Annotated in this window: 25 protein-coding genes; 19 read left to right on the top strand and 6 right to left on the bottom strand. The window is 32.3% G+C overall.

Features of this window, described 5'->3' with window-relative positions; all coding sequences use genetic code 11:
* Positions 1–37: 37 nt before the first annotated feature.
* A complete protein-coding gene (locus R2Q16_RS07700) occupies positions 38–364 on the bottom strand; it encodes a four helix bundle protein (protein WP_316736773.1) in 327 nt (108 codons plus the stop codon).
* A 71-nt stretch (positions 365–435) separates the two neighbouring features.
* Positions 436–1,458, bottom strand: coding sequence for a rod shape-determining protein (locus R2Q16_RS07705; protein WP_290240065.1), 1,023 nt, complete (start codon positions 1,456–1,458; stop codon positions 436–438).
* Positions 1,459–1,606: 148 nt separating this feature from the next.
* Between R2Q16_RS07705 and R2Q16_RS07710 the strand changes: the two genes are divergently transcribed.
* Entirely contained in the window at positions 1,607–2,968 is a 1,362-nt protein-coding gene (locus R2Q16_RS07710; RefSeq protein ID WP_316736245.1) for a site-specific integrase, read from the top strand.
* Here R2Q16_RS07710 and R2Q16_RS07715 read toward each other — a convergent pair.
* Together R2Q16_RS07715 and R2Q16_RS07720 are read right to left on the bottom strand one after the other, a co-directional pair.
* Positions 2,946–3,338, bottom strand: coding sequence for a hypothetical protein (locus R2Q16_RS07715; protein ID WP_316736246.1), 393 nt, complete (start codon positions 3,336–3,338; stop codon positions 2,946–2,948). The two genes, R2Q16_RS07710 and R2Q16_RS07715, sit on opposite strands and share 23 nt — an antisense overlap.
* 115 nt (positions 3,339–3,453) lie before the next feature.
* Positions 3,454–3,978 (bottom strand): hypothetical protein, encoded by a 525-nt coding sequence (locus R2Q16_RS07720; RefSeq protein ID WP_316736248.1) that lies wholly within the window; start codon positions 3,976–3,978, stop codon positions 3,454–3,456.
* Positions 3,979–4,640: 662 nt separating this feature from the next.
* On the opposite strand from R2Q16_RS07720, the gene R2Q16_RS07725 reads away from it, so the two are divergent.
* The 11 genes from R2Q16_RS07725 to R2Q16_RS07775 all read left to right on the top strand — a co-directional run bounded on the left by R2Q16_RS07725 (position 4,641) and on the right by R2Q16_RS07775 (position 9,973).
* Positions 4,641–5,453: a hypothetical protein gene (locus R2Q16_RS07725; RefSeq protein ID WP_316736249.1), complete on the top strand. Its 813-nt coding sequence runs from the start codon at positions 4,641–4,643 to the stop codon at positions 5,451–5,453.
* 418 nt (positions 5,454–5,871) lie between these two features.
* Positions 5,872–6,384 carry a hypothetical protein gene (locus tag R2Q16_RS07730; RefSeq protein WP_316736250.1) on the top strand — a complete coding sequence of 171 codons (513 nt, stop codon included), beginning with the start codon at positions 5,872–5,874 and terminating at the stop codon, positions 6,382–6,384.
* A 68-nt stretch (positions 6,385–6,452) separates the two neighbouring features.
* Positions 6,453–6,701, top strand: coding sequence for a hypothetical protein (locus R2Q16_RS07735; protein WP_316736253.1), 249 nt, complete (start codon positions 6,453–6,455; stop codon positions 6,699–6,701).
* Positions 6,691–6,861 (top strand): hypothetical protein, encoded by a 171-nt coding sequence (locus R2Q16_RS07740; RefSeq protein WP_316736254.1) that lies wholly within the window; start codon positions 6,691–6,693, stop codon positions 6,859–6,861. Before R2Q16_RS07735 ends, R2Q16_RS07740 begins: the two co-directional genes overlap by 11 nt.
* Positions 6,848–7,294, top strand: a complete 447-nt coding sequence (locus R2Q16_RS07745) for a hypothetical protein (RefSeq protein WP_316736255.1) — start codon at positions 6,848–6,850, stop codon at positions 7,292–7,294. The genes R2Q16_RS07740 and R2Q16_RS07745 overlap by 14 nt, the downstream gene beginning before the upstream one ends.
* Positions 7,287–7,628, top strand: a complete 342-nt coding sequence (locus R2Q16_RS07750) for a hypothetical protein (protein ID WP_316736257.1) — start codon at positions 7,287–7,289, stop codon at positions 7,626–7,628. The genes R2Q16_RS07745 and R2Q16_RS07750 overlap by 8 nt, the downstream gene beginning before the upstream one ends.
* Positions 7,628–7,876: a hypothetical protein gene (locus R2Q16_RS07755; RefSeq protein WP_316736258.1), complete on the top strand. Its 249-nt coding sequence runs from the start codon at positions 7,628–7,630 to the stop codon at positions 7,874–7,876. The genes R2Q16_RS07750 and R2Q16_RS07755 overlap by 1 nt, the downstream gene beginning before the upstream one ends.
* 11 nt (positions 7,877–7,887) lie before the next feature.
* Positions 7,888–8,691 carry a hypothetical protein gene (locus R2Q16_RS07760; protein ID WP_316736260.1) on the top strand — a complete coding sequence of 268 codons (804 nt, stop codon included), beginning with the start codon at positions 7,888–7,890 and terminating at the stop codon, positions 8,689–8,691.
* Positions 8,669–8,965: a hypothetical protein gene (locus tag R2Q16_RS07765; protein WP_316736262.1), complete on the top strand. Its 297-nt coding sequence runs from the start codon at positions 8,669–8,671 to the stop codon at positions 8,963–8,965. Before R2Q16_RS07760 ends, R2Q16_RS07765 begins: the two co-directional genes overlap by 23 nt.
* A gap of 8 nt (positions 8,966–8,973) precedes the next feature.
* On the top strand, positions 8,974–9,183 hold the full coding sequence (locus R2Q16_RS07770) for a hypothetical protein (protein WP_316736263.1): 210 nt from the start codon (positions 8,974–8,976) through the stop codon (positions 9,181–9,183).
* A gap of 247 nt (positions 9,184–9,430) precedes the next feature.
* Positions 9,431–9,973 carry a hypothetical protein gene (locus R2Q16_RS07775; RefSeq protein WP_316736264.1) on the top strand — a complete coding sequence of 181 codons (543 nt, stop codon included), beginning with the start codon at positions 9,431–9,433 and terminating at the stop codon, positions 9,971–9,973.
* A gap of 81 nt (positions 9,974–10,054) precedes the next feature.
* Here R2Q16_RS07775 and R2Q16_RS07780 read toward each other — a convergent pair whose 3' ends face one another.
* Entirely contained in the window at positions 10,055–10,591 is a 537-nt protein-coding gene (locus R2Q16_RS07780) for a hypothetical protein (RefSeq protein WP_316736265.1), read from the bottom strand.
* A gap of 71 nt (positions 10,592–10,662) precedes the next feature.
* On the opposite strand from R2Q16_RS07780, the gene R2Q16_RS07785 reads away from it, so the two are divergent.
* From R2Q16_RS07785 to R2Q16_RS07800, 4 genes are all read left to right on the top strand, one after another.
* Positions 10,663–10,965: a hypothetical protein gene (locus R2Q16_RS07785; RefSeq protein WP_316736266.1), complete on the top strand. Its 303-nt coding sequence runs from the start codon at positions 10,663–10,665 to the stop codon at positions 10,963–10,965.
* Positions 10,965–12,185, top strand: a complete 1,221-nt coding sequence (locus R2Q16_RS07790; RefSeq protein WP_316736267.1) for a terminase large subunit domain-containing protein — start codon at positions 10,965–10,967, stop codon at positions 12,183–12,185. The genes R2Q16_RS07785 and R2Q16_RS07790 overlap by 1 nt, the downstream gene beginning before the upstream one ends.
* A 26-nt stretch (positions 12,186–12,211) precedes the next feature.
* A complete protein-coding gene (locus tag R2Q16_RS07795) occupies positions 12,212–12,754 on the top strand; it encodes a hypothetical protein (RefSeq protein WP_316736268.1) in 543 nt (180 codons plus the stop codon).
* 123 nt (positions 12,755–12,877) lie between these two features.
* Entirely contained in the window at positions 12,878–13,516 is a 639-nt protein-coding gene (locus R2Q16_RS07800) for a hypothetical protein (protein WP_316736269.1), read from the top strand.
* 2 nt (positions 13,517–13,518) lie between these two features.
* Here R2Q16_RS07800 and R2Q16_RS07805 read toward each other — a convergent pair whose 3' ends face one another.
* Positions 13,519–14,373, bottom strand: a complete 855-nt coding sequence (locus R2Q16_RS07805) for a hypothetical protein (protein ID WP_316736270.1) — start codon at positions 14,371–14,373, stop codon at positions 13,519–13,521.
* 202 nt (positions 14,374–14,575) lie between these two features.
* On the opposite strand from R2Q16_RS07805, the gene R2Q16_RS07810 reads away from it, so the two are divergent.
* The 3 genes from R2Q16_RS07810 to R2Q16_RS07820 are packed head-to-tail and all read left to right on the top strand — an operon-like array spanning position 14,576 to position 19,686.
* Positions 14,576–15,307 carry a hypothetical protein gene (locus R2Q16_RS07810; RefSeq protein WP_316736271.1) on the top strand — a complete coding sequence of 244 codons (732 nt, stop codon included), beginning with the start codon at positions 14,576–14,578 and terminating at the stop codon, positions 15,305–15,307.
* 41 nt (positions 15,308–15,348) lie between these two features.
* A complete protein-coding gene (locus tag R2Q16_RS07815) occupies positions 15,349–16,659 on the top strand; it encodes a hypothetical protein (protein WP_316736272.1) in 1,311 nt (436 codons plus the stop codon).
* Positions 16,660–16,662: 3 nt separating this feature from the next.
* Complete coding sequence (locus R2Q16_RS07820; protein ID WP_316736273.1) at positions 16,663–19,686, top strand: hypothetical protein; 3,024 nt, start codon at positions 16,663–16,665, stop codon at positions 19,684–19,686.
* Position 19,687 lies beyond the last annotated feature (1 nt).

Raw genomic sequence — 19,687 nt, forward strand, 5'->3', positions numbered from 1 at the left:
GATTGCCTGCATAGTTTCCAATTAGATTTAGAATGCTTTACGATTTTTTTTCGTTTCTTCTAATAGTTATTATTGAAGCTACAATAATCGAAAGCAATTCATTCGCTTCTTTCCAATTCTCTTTAATGGTTTCTTTTATTTCGGGATTAAATTCTTCCAATAATTCCAAGAAAAACATAGATTCATCTAGCTCTTCCTCCACAATTTTCAATTTATTTAAAAAATCAGCGGTCGATTTTGCCCTACAGGCAGCTCTGTAATTTGCACCTACAGAGCTGGAGCATCTAACTAATTGATTTGAATAATTTTTATTTAAACATTGTATGGCAAAGAAATAATTAATTTTCCAATTGATACAGAATATGCTTTAGTCCTTATTTTTAACGTTTCGCTATTCATCAATCGTCAATCTAAAATCTACATTCGTAATTCTACTTATTGCATTAAAAATTTATAATTACCAATGTTTTTAAGGGCAATGCCTGTTCCGCGAACTACCGCACGAAGTGGATCTTCTGCAACGTGAACCGGTAATTTCGTTTTAGCTGCAACACGTTTATCCAAACCTCTTAATAATGCACCGCCACCAGTTAAATAAATACCCGTCTGGTAAATATCTGCTGATAATTCTGGAGGTGTAATCTCTAATGCTTTCAAAATCGCTTCTTCAATTTTAGAAATTGATTTATCTAAACAGTGCGCAATTTCAGTGTAAGATACTGTGATTTGTTTAGGAACTCCAGTCATTAAATCACGTCCTTGAACGGCAAAATCAGAAGGAGCATCCTGCAATTCAGGTAAAGCTGCACCAACTTCAATTTTAATTTTCTCTGCGGTACGGTCACCAATCATAATATTATGCTGACGACGGATGTAATTCACGATATCTGAATCGAAGTTATCTCCCGCAACGCGGATAGACTGATCGCAAACAATACCCGATAAGGCAATAACCGCAATCTCTGTGGTACCACCACCGATATCGATAATCATATTACCCATCGGTTCTTCCACATCGATACCAATACCTACGGCAGCAGCCATTGGCTCGTGTATTAAATAAACCTCTTTAGCACCAGCAATTTCTGCCGAATCGCGTACTGCACGTTTCTCAACTTCAGTAATACCCGATGGAATGCAAATAACCATACGCAAAGATGGAAACATCCAGCCTTTACCGCCGTTTAGCATCCTAATCATACCCTTAATCATCGCCTCAGCAGCGTTGAAATCGGCAATTACACCATCTTTAAGCGGACGAACAGTTTTAATATTATCGTGGGTCTTACCCTCCATTTGCATCGCCTGGCGGCCAATTGCAATTACTTTATTTGTAGTACGGTCGAAAGCTACAATAGATGGCTCATCAACCACAACTTTATCGTTATGTATAATCAGGGTGTTCGCAGTGCCTAAATCGATGGCAACTTCTTGCGTAAACCAGTTAAATAATCCCATGTAAAAGGTGTCTTTATTTTAATTTGTTTAAATCTATACTATTCCTAATGTAAAAATAGGATTTTTAATTTTTGTGCATTTAAGCTATCTTAGAGGAATTTTATTTCTAAAAGGGACAAAAAAGGGACAAATTTTAAAATCTATTTCTATGCAATCTTTCAAGTTTTCAAAGCCTTACTTATACCCCGACCTTGAAAAGGTGGACAAAGATACAAAAGGCAATCCAATTAATACTAACGGTGAATTGATAAAAAAATGGTGCATCAGGTATAAAATAACTTTTCCTGATGGTGGTGTTGAATATAGGAAAGAATATGGCAAAGCCTACACTAAACAACACAATATAGGGAATTTGAATAGTATTACCGACTTAAAGAAAAAGATTCAGGAATTTGAAATATTGCTAGAATGGGTCAACGATGATTTAACTAACGGTATAGACCCAAATGAACGTGAAGAACTCCTTAAAAAAGCGACATTGCAAGCCATTGAAGATTCCAAAAGATTTAAATATAAGTATGTATTTGAAAAATGGTTTGATGAAAAAAACTATACAAATCCAATACCATCAAAAGTATTAAGTGCTAAGAATCTAAAATCTTTTCACCTAAACCAATTCTTGCCATATCTAGAAGAAAATAATGTTGACCATGACCTTAGATTGGTTACAGATGATTTAATCAACAGCTTCATTAAAAAACATTATGATGCTGGCGATTGGGGTGCATTCACTTCAAATGTTAGAATTGGTTGGATTAGTGGCCTAATCACTTATGCATTCAAGAAAAAAATTATTCCAACTAACCCAATGATTCATGTTCAGAAAATTAATGAAGATAAGATAGTTGTGAAAAATGGTGTTAAAACATTGAAGCAGAAGAAACAAGTTAGGTTCAATATTTATACCGATGAAGAAAAGGAAAGAATTTTTGCCTACGTGCATAACACAAAAGATGAAGCAATTTTTAAAACACTTCATTTTGCTTTTATTAGATTTTCAGAAATTTTCAGGTTAAAAGTTTCCAACCTCGATTTAGAAAATAACAGATTTAAAATTGAAGCAGAAATTGCTAAGGGGCAACGAGATGGTGAAACAGCTTTTGTTCCAATTTTTCCAGAGTTAAAAGAGTGCTTAACAAGGTATATAAAAAATCAATTTGGCAATAGTATTAATCCATCCTTGCCACTGTTCCCTTTAGATGATGATATCACCAAGGAAGACATCTACAATAACTTCTACACACGTTACATGACTGTTTTAAGGGCATTGAAAAATGATAAGCAAAACCCACTAACTATAAAGAAAACTCCTTATGCTTTAAAGCACACAGGCGCAGAATTATTTATTATGCAAAACAAAGCATTAAATATTAGTCCGTTTGAAATTATGGAAGCATTGAAAGACTTAATGCGCCATAAGGACTTTGCAACCACTCAAAAATATATGAAAAAGGATTTAGGAATTGATTTAAACCAAACAACCAAATTTAGCTTTGGGAAAGTTTTTTAAGAATTTCTAACGATTCTAAACCTTTCCTTTGTTCCATTATTTGTTTTGCAGTCAGTTTTCTTGCTGGCTGCTTTTTTATTTTAGGCGTTGCAGTTTGGCCTATTTTTTCAAAGAAACTGTATATATTTTCTGTATGGTGTGCAATGTTACTAACCATTATTTTCAGGTCTGTTAACTCTGCATCTTTCTTCTTTTGATAAGCTTCAAATAATGCTGCATAATGTTCTTTCATTGTGTTTTTCTTTACTAATAAATCAAAACTAATGAGGTTAATTATTATATCAAAATCAATATTAATTGCAGATTTATAGATAAATCCTAATATGTTTGAATGGTGCTTTAACTTGTTGAAGATGATAAATTTAATCAACTTAACAGAGTAATTAGGAATATTGAAAAAATCTCTAAGATGACAAACTGGAAACACAAAAAGCATCTAGTTACATTGCTTCACCAGATGCTTTATGATTCATTGTAAAGCTAATTTAAAGAATAGTAATGAATCTTATCAATTCACCAGCAACATAAACGTTGGTATTTAAGATATCACGTTTATTGTTCATTACCCACTTAAAAAGAATATCGCCTTCTGGTGTTGCAAAAGGAATGATTTCTATTTCATGTGGTTGCTTTTGCTCATTCAACCAGAGTCTAAATCCGCCAGCAGGTTTTCCATCAATATGAATACTTACACTTGAAGGTTCTGTTTCAATAACAGTTGCACCATCAATTGCTTTAAATTTGTTTGCAAACTCGATAATGGTTCTCATATAATTAGGAGCAAGTAAAGTTTCTAAAAAGGCTTCAACTTCATCGGCTTGCACAAAATCATCTTGAAGGGAAACTTTAATTGAATTACCAACTGATGAAATGATATTATCAGTATCTTCTGCAATGGGTGGATTGGAATTGGAATATTGAAAGTGTAATGGCTTGAAAGCAATTTTCATTCTTTGTTCAATACTGTCTAATGATAGTTGTCTTGGATTTTCTAAAGTAAATGTTTTCATGTGTGTTATAATTAATTAGTTAATACTCAAATTTACCTTAAGGCAAAATGACAAACCAATTTTTAACTAAAATCATAATCCATTTTACATTTCACCAACAATGTGTTTTTTAATGTAGCAGAAAAAGTGCTACATCAACTATATACCATCACTAAAAGAATCTGTTGAGAAGATTTACAAAGTTCATTCTTCACTTTGTTACCTTTCTAAACCCACAGTAGCAAAAGATAAAGAAAGAAGGTTAAACTGTTACATTAATGAAGCATTCTATTGTAGCAGTTTTTCTGCTACATCATTATATTATTTCTTTTAATACTAATATCTAACACTAATACTAATACTAATATATGTAAGCAGTTTTTGTAGCACTTTATGTAGCAGAAAATGTAGCAGTTTATGTAACAGAAAGTGTAGCACTTTCTAAACTGGAAAGAATATAGTAACAACTTGACATTTTACGATTAAGATATATTGTTGTATTAATTCATTTAGAATTATTTTCATTTATTTCATCACTTTGCTGTTTTGCTAAGTATTTATGATAAATGATGTCAATTGTTTTAATTACATCTGGTGTGTACTATTTCCAACTAGCGGTACACGCCAGATTTTGCCTTTTGGAAATGGGCATTAAGAAAGTTGGGGCAGTTAATTAAAAAATTTTGGAAAATTTAAAACAACAAGTAAGAGAACTATATGTACATGTACCTTACAAATTAAAGAATCAGATTGATGCTGCATTCGCAGCAACTTACACACAGAATAATATTAACAAGATATATTTTCTGGTATATAAAATAAATCTTGAAGGAAACCTAGCATGTAATATCAGGAAACTTGCTGGTATGTTATCGCTTGAAACCAGACAGGTTTCACAAATTCTTTCAACCTTAAAGACACTATTAATTATTAACAATGATGGCCTGTTCTTTCAAGGTATAAAAAGCACTGAATACTTCATGTTACCACCAGCAAAGTACCCTAATAAAACTTATAATAAGGATTTAGATTATCAGATGTTTTATTATTTGGATAACAAAAGTACACCTAAATGGGTTCAACGATATATTGAAGATTATGGTAACATTAAATGGAAAACTGAATCAAATTCATCAGCTAACAAACCACAACCTAAAAAAGTTAAGACAGTCTTAAATATTGAAATAGAATTAAAAGATTTGAAGAAAGAACTGCAAAAACTTAGAGATGAAAATCAAGCTTTAAGGTTGCAGCTAGAAATAAAAGCTGGTGAAACAATTTCAGCAGTAGAAACTATTGAACCTGTTAAAATCGACTTCATAGAAAGTCTTCAATTGAATAAACAATACAGTATTAAAAACAAAGATAACATTGAACTTAAACAGTCATTATTAGATTATCTAAAAACCAATATTAATACTAAGACAAAGTTTTACAGGTATGAAAATTATCAAGCTTATGTTTCAAAGGATGTTATTAGTATAGCTTACAATTAATATTAAAGAATTAACTTATTTTTGATAGATGTACAGTCAGAGCGAGATACTAAAAAAATGGAAAATTGGTATTACCAAATTAAACAGAATCCTAAAAGAAAATAATATTGTTCCCAACGAGGAAAAACCATACACAATACATTCAATGGTATATCTACAAAGAATTGAAACTGTCACCAAACGATATGATAAAGCTGTAATTGATGAATTATTAAAAAATATACCGCTAAGACTTGAAAAAATTGAAGCATGATATATCTTTAATTTGTGAGCGAGATTAGTGCGCTGGAATAACTTTATTATTATATATCTATCTAAACCCTTTAGGCCAAAAACTTAAAGGGTTTTTCTTTTGTCATTTTTCTGTAATCACTTTATAGCCTTTATAAATTTTGCATTGTGTGTGATATTTATAATTATGATAGCAGATAATAAATTCACACACTTTGACCAAATAGGAAATGACATCATCTCAAAAATGATTGGCTGGTCAACATTCCAAACCAACAAACTAGATAAATTTGGCTGGTGGGATTCATCAGGTACAACTTTTTTTGGTCATCGCATCCTTCAAGAAATTAAATGTAATTCTTCAAATCAGAGGAATTTCTCAACCACCATAATCACCAAACACGATTTTGATAAACTGGTTGCAAATACACCAGAAGATGTTGAAGCATTCTATTTCATCATTATGAACTCTGTTACCTATTGTCTGAACTTGAAAAAAATTGCAGCAGATGCAGATGTATTTGAGATTAAAAAACAAGTTAACAGAAACACCACAATGGGTTCAATAGGTTACTACCGAGAAGAAGAATGGGTTTACATTAACAAAAGTAAGGCTGTAAAAAAGGGATACATGAGGGTTTTAAAAAAGGGTGGTTTGAATTATGGTTACAATATAGACAAACTATTAAAAGGTAATTAAAATGGGAATACTTCAAATTATAATCATACTGCTGATTTGCTGGCAATATTACAAATGGTTAAAAAAGAATGACAAGAAAGAAGATAAACAAGATAAATAAAATGCTCGATGAAGTACACCTTCAAATGTATCGAGGTGGGTATGATAAGGCCAAGCTTAACAAAGCATTCTTAGTTTTCAATCTTACTAGTTTGTTAGATGAAAAAGCAGGTTTCAATGGTGTAGCTGATGCTTTAATGAGGATGAACGAGCAAGTTGAGAATTATGAGATATGCAACTATTTAAAAGAAATAAAAGAAGAAATAAATGGAAAATAAAGAATTAACACCGCCACAGGCATTTGAAGTGATTTATCAATTAACTGGTGGATTACAATTAAATCGTGCTGATAGTGACGTTTTAAATCGTGCTTTAGGCACATTAGCACAATTGGTACAAGCAACAACAAAACAGGAAAACATTAATGACAACATATAACCCATTTACAAGTACAATTTATCATTCAGTGCTAGAATCTTTCTATCAAGAATATAATCCAATATTGGAAACTAATTCAAACACTCCTAGCACATTTTATTTACTACACAAGGGCGGTAAATATAAAGCACATAAATTGAAATTAGATTTCTTTTTTGACACTGTAGAAGTACATTCAAAATATAATCTTACTACAGATGAAGGTGAGGAAATTACCAGAGATGCTAAGGCAATTCTACTTAAGGTTAAAAAACATCTTCATAGTCAATATCTGGATGCTGCAAAAGTATTTGAACACTCATTAATGGGTGGAACTGCCAATGAAGAAGCTGATAAACAAGTAAAAGAAAGTAAACTTCCTCCAATGTTTAAAGAAATGCTGGATAAGATTAATAATGATTTTCTAAAATTAAATTCCCTAAACAATGATTAAAATTACATCAACCTTAACACAGCTAAATGGCTTTACAACTAATGAAGCTGTATTAGAAATTACTAATTATACAACATCAGAAACAGTACAATTGGTTACTGGTTCAACATCGCCAATGGCATTACCAACAGCAGGTAAATCACTTGTAATCAACTATAGTTTGTATAAATCAGAACAAGACAAAGCTGATTCTATGCAACCATTTATTGCACAGTCAATGCCTTGGAATTATACAGCATCAGTAACATCAGATGATGAGATTACAGAATCATTTGTTTACAATTTAGTTAAAAGTAAATTGAATGAAGCTGGCATAAATACAGTGTTTTTATAATGATTCAAAAGGTTATTATTCTGGCATTGGTAACTAATTTCTTATTAATGAACCCAGTGTACCAGTTGTTGGTGCAGAATTTACCAAAGAAACCCTTTACATGTAGTTTTTGCATTGGTTGGTGGATTGGCATAGGTTATACATTAATAACCATGAAACCAGAAAACATTTTAGTTGCAGCAGCAAGTGCAGTTGTTGCAACATTAATTGATAGATACTTAAATAGTTTGCCTATCAAATTGAAATAACGATGTAATACTTGAATTTATTAGCAGGTTATGAAGGCTTAACCAACAAACAAATAAAAGATAAAGTCTTAACAGATTTATATCTTAACGGAAGTGTAAACGGGGTTTACATGAAAAAACATTCTAACTCAAAAGTGAATGGTTTAAAGTTTTACATCAGTCGATGGTTTAAACACTTTGGGGTATTCCAAACAATGGATTTATTCATACATGATATCTATCAACTTATTTTTGTTGAATTGGCAAAGATTGATGATGATAAGTTCATTAATACATACTTTGAAGATGGTATTTTAAATGTAAATAAGCTTTGCGCCACCGCATGTTTAATGGTTAAGCGCAAAGCATTTTTTAAACTTTATCGTGAGAACAAACATAAAGGTAAATCTACTTATGTTCAGGTCATCAGCTTTGATGACTACTTCAAGTTACAGCCAGATACTGAACCAAAGGAAGCACCAAAAGAAGGTTTACTTGTTGTTAACCATAGTTACATGACTAAATTTCAACATGGTTCAATACTTACACATGGCAACTTAGGTGTAAATCCTATTGAAAATGTTGATGAAAATGCAGGTGATGAACACTGTTTAATCCTTTATGATGATGACAGTGATGATGTATTCCATTCAAAATATGGTTTTGAGCCATCAGATATACTGAATCATTTATCACCAGAAGAAAGAGATTTGTTCATCAGAAACACTGGCAAATCCTTCAACCCCGATAAGACCACACAGGTCATGCTTGCTTTAGCAGAAAAAATAAAAGCAATTAAAACCAAATTTGACAATGACAGAAAAAGAATTGTATAATAGTTTACTACCATTGGTAGAACTATTTGAAAAATACAAAGCAAAACAACTTACATATGTATCGGCCGATGATGCTGAAATGATGAGATTACCTTATTTGAATGTTCAAAAAGTTTATCCAAATGTTTTGCCCAGGCTATTTCAATCTTCATGCCCTACATGCATTTTGAACACTTTAGAACAGTTTATAGCAATCTATGATAGGTTGAAATTTACTTTTCATCAACCTGAATCTGATAAATCATTGACTGCTAAGAAACAAAGAAAGTCTTAATTTTGGGCATGGCTAAATGGATAGATATCCGAGATAAAATGCCACCAGATAATCTTAAAGTTCTGGTTAATTTATCAAACGGTGATGTTAAAAAGGCTTATAGAAACCCTTGTGGTGAATGGTCAAATGGTTACGATGTAACCCACTGGCAAAATGTAGACGTAATGAGTGAGATTTTTGAGATTCTTGATAAGTTAGAGGAAAAACTAACAAAGTAAATGATGAGACCTGCTGATTTTCAGTAGGTTTTTTCATTTTGTAAAACTCGCAAATTTGAAAAACTAATCCTGTTATTGATATCAATAAAGCTAGAATTTCAACTAATGATGCTGCAACAATTAAAAACATTTTTAGATAATTTATTTAAGTGAAAATCTCCATTGATTCCCACAACACAAAGGTAAGTCTAATTTTTCAACGTATTTGATAGGGGTTACATTAGCTGTTTTTTAATATATTAGGGGTATGGAAAATACGCCTCAGCAACTATCATTCAGTGGATTTATTGATACCATAGCAAACAAACTTTCAGTTTTTGGAATACTAAATGGCTTATTGATTTTTTCTATGAGTTTGGAAAAAGGCGTGGCTAGTTTGATAATGATAAGCGGATGTACAGCAGTTAACTTTGTGTTACTGTATATTCTTGTTAAAGAATGTATTACTTATTTTAACGCATTATCAGACAGTATTTCAAATATGGAAGAAACACCATTAAAATATATTGGTTACATGTTTGAAACCATTTTCTTTATTTGTGGACTTACTCTAATCACATTAGGCTTATACATATATTTTATTAATGAATATCCATCTGCAATCAAAATTGCAATTGTACCCTTCTTCTTATTTATTGAAGCTGTTGTATTATTAGTGACGTTTAAATATTTGTCTTCTCGTATAACTTTGCGTTCAAAAAATCCAGTGTATTTAATCATTACATTACTGATACTTTGTGTTGCAATAAGTTTTGGACTTTTCAAATTGATGCTTTCTATACTGTTCTAAAATCAATTGTGCCAGAATATTTATGGAATAATTAAATCTTATCTGAAAGATTATGTTAGTCACTACAAGAAGTAAACTATATCAATTTTGATTTCTGTATTTCTCTTGCATTGATTTCAACATGTCATTCAATCCACCTTGCATCTTTTCCTTATTCACAACTGTAATGATATGTTGCTCTGGTGAAGTTATGAACGTGTATTTGTAGCTTTTTGTCTCATATTTAGATTCAATATCACCTTTATCGTTTACACCCGATGAAGTTTTTGTAGCACCTTCATTTTTTACTGCATTAATAATTTCAGTATAAATGTTTTTATCGTTAATCTCATAAACAACGATGCTACCAAAGGCATTTCCATGTAAAACATTCAAATAAGCTAAAGCATATTTTTCAAGTGGTTTATAATCAAAAGCCCAAACTAATTTCCTTACTGCATCATCTTTAACTTCATCGGGGTTATTTGGTAAATAATCCCAGTCACGTTCCACAAGAAAATCACTTATTCCACCAACATCACTTGTTGTGAAGATTTTCAATCTAGCTAATGATAATTTTTGTGAATAACCTGTTAGCCAGAATGTTGAGAAGGTTAAGAGTAGTAAGAATTTTTTCATTGTTTGAAGCTGTTAATTCAATTCAAATATACAACATACCATAATATCTATCTATAAAAGAATAGATTAGAATGGCAAAGGCAAAAGGAACACCAAAAACTGGTGGACGTGCAAAAGGCACAATCAATAAAAAAACAGCAGCAATTCAGGCATCATTAGAATTAGTAATGAATGCTTTAGAGGGTACAATATTAGATGATTTAGATAAAGTTAATCCAAGCAGAAGGCTTCAACTTTATACAGACTTAATGAATTATGTTAAGCCTAAATTATCAGCAACAAAGAATGAAAACGATACTAAATTAAGTGGTGGTTTTGATGTAAACTTCACTTTTGATTTGGATAACATAAAAGGTATTGAAGATGAAGATTAGTGAGAGAGCAAAAGCATTACAAGTTACCGCCACCACATAAAGCGCAGCTTAAGGTTCTCAAAGCATATTTATCAGGAATACGTTTTCTAACACTGATTTGTGGTAGAAGATTTGGTAAAAGCTGGATAATTCAAACCATAGCTTTATTAGAACTATCTAAAGCAAATACACGTGTTGCTTATGTTACGCCTACTTATGAATTAGGTAAGACTTTCTTTAATGATATGTTGCGCCTGTTTCCAGTTGATATAGTTGCATCTAGTAATATAACTGATAGAACTATCACCTTAATCAATGGAAGCTTCATAACGTTCTATACAGGTGAAAAACTAGATAATCTAAGAGGGCAAAAGTTCCATCTGCTTCTGGTGGATGAAGCAGCTTACATACCAAATCTTAAAGAAGGTTGGGAAGGTGCAATGTCAAACACGCTTTTGGATTATGCACCAAATTCACGTGCCATATTTGTTTCAACCCCTCGTGGTAAGGATTATTTTTTTGAACTAACCAGAACCAATAACCCCGATTGGAAAAACTTCCATTTTTCAAGCTATGAAAATCCACATCTGAATAAAGATGAACTAGCAAAGAAGAAAGAATCTACACCAGAAGCAGTATTCAATCAGGAAATAATGGCTGTAGCTGGCGAGAATGCCAGCGCAGTTGTAGCAATGAAATACATTCTAGAAAATACAATTGATGTACTTTCTACTGAACCAACTGTAGTATATGGTATTGACGTTGCAAAGTATTCAGATTGGACTGTAATAACAGGTTTAGATGTAAATGGTAAAATGAGTTATTTTGATAGATTTCAATCACCAAATGAAGTTACTAAACAAAAAATTAAAGCATTACCAGCATCAGTATTAAAAGTCGTAGATAGTACACATGGTTCAATAGGTGATGGTATTTATGAATCATTACTGGCTGATGGTGTACAAAACTTAATAGGGTTTGAATTTACTGGTGCAAGTAAACCAAAGCTGATAATGGAAATGGTACTGGCTATTGAAAAGGGTTTATTGAAGTTCAATAAGATTACAGGTGATGAACTTTCAACGTTTGAATGGAAGTACAATCACAATACAGGCCATGTTAAATATTCAGCCATCAATGGCTGTCATGACGATACTATTGCCGCAATGGCAATGGCTTTTAAATATCTTAAGACAGTAAAAGAAAACACCAACTTCTTATCATCATTTAGTTTCTTCTAGCAAGAATATTTATTGAGAAAAAGAAGATGAAATATTTAGAACAAATACCTGCTTCATGGTCACAGGTTAAACTAAAAGACTATTTAAAACTATTACCGATTATTGAAGATTTAGATGATGATGCAGAAGTATTACAAGCTGCATTTTATGTGTTTACAAACCAAATGATTAATCAGGTTGATATTAAACCAGAAGGATTAACTGCTATTCAAAATAGATTACTGTTCATCGGGACACCACCAATTGGTATTAGTAATATTAAGTGGCAACAATTAAATGAATTAGATTTTCAATCATACATAAATTACCAAAAGCTAGCAGAAGAACCAATTGATAACTTACATGAAATAGTTAAAATATTTGCACCAGATGGTGTTGATGTTGAAAATGTAAGTGTAGAAGATGCTATGGCTTGTTTTTTTTTGCAAAGTCGGATAATGAAGAAACGCTTAATATATTTTCAAATTTCTTTATTGTTCAAAATACTGGTGCAGATAGTAAAGATATTCTGGCAGAAGAAAAAGCAATGGTTGCTGGCGAGCATCAAAAAAAATGGGGCTGGTTACTAATCGCTAAGAATGTAAGTGATTGGAAAAATGAAACTATGACAGCAGTACTTCAAAGCAATTGTTATGAGGTTCTAATGTTTGCCACACTTATCAAAGATGAAGTAGAATTAATAGAATTAAAAAATGGCAGATAATTTAAAAAAAGCATCTAAGGCTTCACAGTTCCAAAATAAGATTGACCAGCTTGGTTCATTAGGTACAAGCACTGATGAATTTATCTTTGAGTTAAGTTCATTAGAATCTGTTACTGGTGATTTTATTGAAGAAATAAAAGAAAGAATACAAGCGGCCGATATTGTAACAACAGGTAAGATTGAAGATATTTCAATGAAGATTGAAGATAACCATGTTTACCTATATGGCAGTGAACATTTAATATATGTTGATAGAGGAACAAGGGGTGCTGAAACATCTGATAAAGCACCAGATTCACCACACTTTTATTCAGATAAAATGCCACCACCTAGTGCATTTGCTGAATGGCTAGCCAGAAAGAATATCAATCTAAGGAACAATGAATTTTTCTATGGTAAGCCATCACCATTTGAAGACCTTACCGATGAAGAACTAATTAAGCGTAGTTCATGGGGTATAGCTAAAAATAGACAAAAGCATGGTTCAGCACCAGTACCAGTGTTTGAAAAATTTATACCTGATTACATTGATAAGGTTAAACAAGTAACAAAATCTACAGTTAAAGCAAATATCATTTCAACGATTAAAAACCGCTTCAATCAGGATATTTTCAATAAGAAGAAATAGATTTAAAATTTTGGGTGACGTTTCCTAATCGCTTTAGTTATTCTGGGATATTCAGATTTTAGATAACTGAATATCCCATTTTCACCTCTATTGATACCTGAAAAATATGTTTCTTTATGAGGACTTCCGTCCTCATCTTTCCAAGTACATTTTTGTGCAAAAGATATTGATTTAGCTTTATCATCAACTTTTATCGCTAATGGTAGAACGCCCATAATACCAAGTTCAACAGTTGCACCATTGGTTAAAATTGCGCTTTGATAAACAAGTATGTTTTTATCTTTATTGTCAATAAATGGAATAACTTCTATAACTATATCTTTAGCGGTTTGGTGGTTTGATGCATAATAAAATTCTAAATTTAGGTAACCATTTTGATACCCTTTATCTACTATATTTTCAAGTATTAATTCACTTGGGATTTGCTTTGGCGTTTTTTTTGAATTTTCATTTAAAAGATTTTCTAAAGCAGATTGTGCTGAATCTGTCTTTATCCCTTGCTTTTTAAAGCTAGCCACAAAGGTATTGATGATTATAGCATTATTTTCTCTTTGTTTCAAGGTGTTTAGCATTTCTGTTTTTCTAGCTAAGCTATCTGCAATAACTTTATTAGCCTTTTCTTTTCTTGAAGTCAATTCTTCTGTCACAATTTCCTTTGCTATTGTTATCGCTGTTGCAATTAGTACAGAAACTATTACAATGTAACCTGCTGGTTTAAAACCCTTATACCATTTTTGATGACCTCTACCATCTCTTAGTTTCACGCCACATAGAGGAATTATGGTTGAAATTGCAGTGAAAATCACAATTAGTACAATGTAAACTATTGAAGGAATTGAAAGGAGATAATTAAGCATATTTAGAAATTTTCTTAAAAATACGTTATGTTAATGTGATTGAATTGGCTAATTTCTCCACAGTAACCATTTTACAATATGTATTGGTTAGAAGACTAGTAAATGATTTCAATTATAAATGGCTAGAGTGTAATTTGTAGTTGCGGTAAGAATGTTTATAATATGCTTTAGTTTCAATTAACCTTAACATTATCTTTGTGTTATGGAAACACCACCTATAGAGTTTTATGATTTTGTTTTGAAACTATTGCACGAGAAAACATCTGGGCTAAGGTCAACAATTATAGTTAACAATTTAAGGGAAAAATTTCCGCAATATTTTTTTAATAGTTCTGGTAATAGATTTTCAAAAGAGGTAATTGATGAGCTATTGGATGAAGGATATACACATGTAGTATTCTTAAATGGAACTGAATATTATAAAATCAATATAAACGGAATTAAATTATTACGTAAGGGTGGTTATCAATCTGTCATTAATCCAAAACCAATCATTGATGATGCCCCCGATTTTCTAAAAATTTATGAAGATGCAAAGAATGGTAACTCAGAAGAAGCAACATCTAAACCTGTTGATTATTTAACGGCACTCAAAAATAATCCAGATGCAATTGGTTACTTTCAACCTAAATCTGAATTATGGGTTAATTATCCTAAACCTAAACCAACACCTAATATAGCATTGGCTGAAAAGATAATTGAAGATAAACGGATAGCAGATAATAAAACAGCAAGTGAAGTTTTACATGGTAAACCTAAAGTGCTTCCAATAGCACCAGAAGAAAAGAAAAGACTTTCAAGACGTTTTCATGAATGGTACGGTAACAATGATGTGAAAAATACATTTGATTTCATTGTTAAAGCAATAACAATTGTTGGTGCAATATATGCTTTTATTAAATGGGGCATCCCATTAATTCAATCAGCTAATTAAAGAATCCTACCAAAGAATATTTATGGTTTAAAAGACCATAGATGATTACAATTCAGAATGCACCAGCATCTTTTACACCTGCTGGTAATCCTATCATATTTCAATTAACCAGCGATAATTCCAATATCGTTTATTTTCAGGTACAGGTGGTTCAAGTACCATCTAACCAGACTATCATTAATCAGAAGTTTTATGTAAGACCTGATTATCCTAATGGTGTTTCTTTCAACCTTTCTTCAATTTTAAGTAACCTAGTTGAAACTAAGGTTAACAATTCACCTAATGTATTGGCAGCAGCCATTGATGATGCATCAGTATCATATCGTTTAATCATTACTGAAAAGATTAATGATAATGGTGTTGTTATATCTGGTGCAGTATATAATGTTCCAACTGATAATTACACTGTTTGGAATGCTAAGTTTGATAGGCTGCTATTTACTGTTTATAATCAAAATGAATATGTTGTTAACGGAAGTTACACGTGTAAGTTCCTTTCACTAAAAGAACAAATCAGTAAACAATCAGCTACTTCAACAGAGCATCTTTATTTCATTAATAATGGTCTAGCAGCTAAAGCTAGAATCAGATTGTACAATATTGCAGGGGTTCAAGTTGCTAACTACATTGCTAATTTACCAGCAGGTAATGTTATCAGGTTGAATGTATCGCCAAAAACATTATACAATTTGTATGGTGCAGATTTCACCAACATCGGCCATTATCGTGTTGACCTTTTAGATGGTTTTGATAATGTAGTTAGTCAGGAGAAAGTTTATTTATTTGGTGGTTATCCATGTCATCTGCAACCAGTAAATTTATTGTGGACAAACTCATTAGGGGGTGTAGAATCGTTTACTTTATTCAATCCAATTGAAAGCATTGCTGTTGCTAAAACTAAGCTTAAAACTAATCCTTTGCAACTAGATAATGGTGTGTATTCAGACCATTCAAACGGAATAATTAACCCAACAGAAAAACTTATTTCATCATCATCAGAATCAACTTTTAAAATATTTAGTGATGTCTTAACCGATGAAGAAACTATAATGTTGAAAGAGTTAATCACCTCTGAAAATGTTTATTTGGAACTAAGCGATAACCAGACATTGTTGCCTATCAATATCAAAGAAACAAACTATGATGTTTTGCTACGTAGAACAAATGGTTACAAGTTGAATAGATTGAATATTTCTTATTCAACTCAATCGGGATTCATTCCATCAAAGTCAGACTTATTTGGTTCAGGAGTTGGAAGCGCAAGCATTCAATTCATCAACATGCCAGTACCACCAACATATAATAATGGTGTGGTTTATCATAATGCCAGCAATGGTACAGTTAATCTTTAATCAATGCTTGTAAATAAAAATTTAGAAAGGTTTCTTTTAACTAGAGATACAACAATATCACAAAGCGATGTTTCAACAATTTTGAAACGTACACAAATAATTGTTAAACAAGATTCAATTGGTGGTCATAAAGTAATACTTGGTGCTGGTTTGGCTGGTGATGTTCCGATTAACATGCAACCAAATAGCATTACATTGATAGTTACATTAGTTGCTGATGATGTTGTTTATTGTTATTCAGAATTATCACCAACTTATTCAACAATCGGTGGTGGTTCAATTGATGCTTATACCAAAACAGAATCAAATAATAGGTTTTATCCATTAACACTAAACCCTGCTGGCTATGCAACAGAATCATATGTACTATCTAAAGGATATTTAACAAATGCAAGCTTTGCTAATTATTGGACAAAAGCACAAGCGGATGCTAGATATTTAAACCAGACTGGAAACACTGGCGGTGGAACAAATGACTATAATCAATTAATAAATAAACCTTTTATTCCAACTAACAACAATCAGTTATTAAATGGTGCTGGTTTTATAACAGGATATACAGAAGTTGATACCCTTGATACTGTTTTAGGTCGTGGCAATTCATCAGCTAAAAGTATGAATGTTAGCGGTAGAGTATCGTTAACTGGTGAACTGGTAATACCTTCAACACCATCAAACTTACCTAACAGTATTTGGTTATCAGTTGCTAATTCCACAGGAAATACAAGTGGTGGTTCAGGTGTATCATACCTTGCTGCAATGCTAGATGTTGCGTTTTCAACACCATTAAGTGGACAGGCTTTAATTTACAATGGTAACAAGTGGACTAACCAAACTACAATAACTGATTTAAGTGCTTACTATACATCAGCACAATCAAACAGCTTATTTAAAAATATCAATTATGTTCCTTCATGGAATGAAATTACTTCAAGACCTACATCGTTATCACAATTTAATAATGATACAGGGTTTATAACTGGCTATGTTGAAACTGATACATTAAATTCAGTCCTTTCAAGGGGTAACACATCTGGATTAAATATGAGTGTTAGCGGTAATGTAGCATTGACTGGTGAATTGGTAATTCCATCAACACCATCAAATACTGTAAATGCTATTTGGCTATCAAATGCAAATTCAACTGGTTCTACGGGCGGTGGTTCTGGTGTAAGTTATTTAAGTGCTTTGCTTGATACACAAATATCTTCACCGCTTAATGGTCAAAGTATTATTTATGATTCAAGTTTAGGTAAATGGAAAAATTCAATTTTATTTGGCGGTGACTATAACGGACTTACTAACAAACCAGACTTAGGTTTATTCCAACGTTACAACACTTTCACAGGAGATGCTAACACAGTTCCAGAACACACAAATAATTTCACCTATGCAGCTAATGCACCCTACGTTGGTTCACTTCAACATTTTGGGGCAAATGGTTATGGTTTGCAGCTAAATTCAAATTATGGTACAGGCGTTAACTTAGCATTCAGAACCAAAAATGGTGATGCTGGTACTTGGAATAATTGGTATCAAGTATGGACTTCTGCACAATTTACTTATTCTGTTTCATCAGTTGGAAATAGTGTTGTCCAACGTGATGCTAATGGATATATCCAAAACACTTATATTAATACAACTGATGATGTTAATGGTGGTAGCCTTGGCTATATTGTAGGTAAATTAAACAGTGGTGACAACTACCACAGGTCATTCACTGCTGGTGCAGTTCAAAGCTTTTTAGGTTTAGGTTCTTTTGCTTACCGCTCAAATATTTATGGTTCAGAAGTTCTAACAGATATTGGTAATGCTACAGTTGATAATGGTGTTGCAAAATGGCTACGCTGGTCAAATTATGGCAACGGTCACGTTATTTTTGATGCATCTTCATCAACTGCACCAAATGGTGCTGCTATAAACAATGCTAATTCACAACAGGCTTGGACTGGTACTTATCCAACTTTAATGGGTTGGAATGGTATTAATACATATGGTGTTAGGGTTGATAGTTCAAGGGTATCAGATACGACTAATGAAACTTGGGATGCAATGCTTGTACGTAATCCTAACGCTTATAGAAATGTTTACTTACATAATGGTGCTAGTTTAAACATGACCAATGATGGCGCACCTTATTATACCTCTATACAAAATCAAAGGGGTGATATTTTCCATAAATATATTAGTAGGAATGCAGATGGTGCTACTTTAGATTGGAAAGAAAATTGGTGGGATGGCACAAAATATCATACTTGGTCAACAGATAGTTTAGGTTTTGTTGCTAACTCAAAATTAACGACTGTTTCAAGTGGTGATGGTTCTGTTACTTATCAAGGTTCACTTGAAGTAAGGGGTGTTAACGCTGGTATAACTTTTCATTACCCTGGGAATTATGCAGCACCGTTATATATTAATAGTGGAGGTGTATTAAATTGGCATTCTGGCGGTATTGCAACAAATGTATTGAGTGCTTCAAATTCTGTTTATGGTTCAAATTATGTTCATGGTGGAAGAATTATAGCAGGTTATGATTCAGGTCTAGCAGGTTCTGTAAATGCTGATAACTGGTTTAGAAGTAATGGTAACACTGGTTGGTACAATTCAACATACGGTTCTGGCGTATATATGGAGGATTCAACTTGGGTTAGGGTATATGGTGGTAAAGGGTTCTTAGTACAGAATGAAATAAATGGTAATAGGATTGTAACGGTAAACGGTTTTAAATCTACAACACACAAAGGTTTAGCTGGTGACTATGATACAGCAGGTACTACAGATAAAATCATTTGGACAATTGGTGACAGTTGGGATTCAATAGGTAATCACTATGGTTTAGGCTACAGCTACAATTCACCAATACATTCTGCAAATCATCAAATAGTTGGTAGACACGGTGGAAGTACAACATTCAGTTTAAATCTAACAACAGGTGGTGCTTATTTCACTGGTGCAGTATATGCACCACATGCTCTAATCATTCCTACAACACCTTCAAATATCGTGGGGGCAATTTGGGTTGCTTAAA

Origin of the sequence: Pedobacter aquatilis (genome assembly GCF_032678425.1) — a bacterium.
GTDB classification, from domain to species: domain Bacteria; phylum Bacteroidota; class Bacteroidia; order Sphingobacteriales; family Sphingobacteriaceae; genus Pedobacter; species Pedobacter aquatilis_B.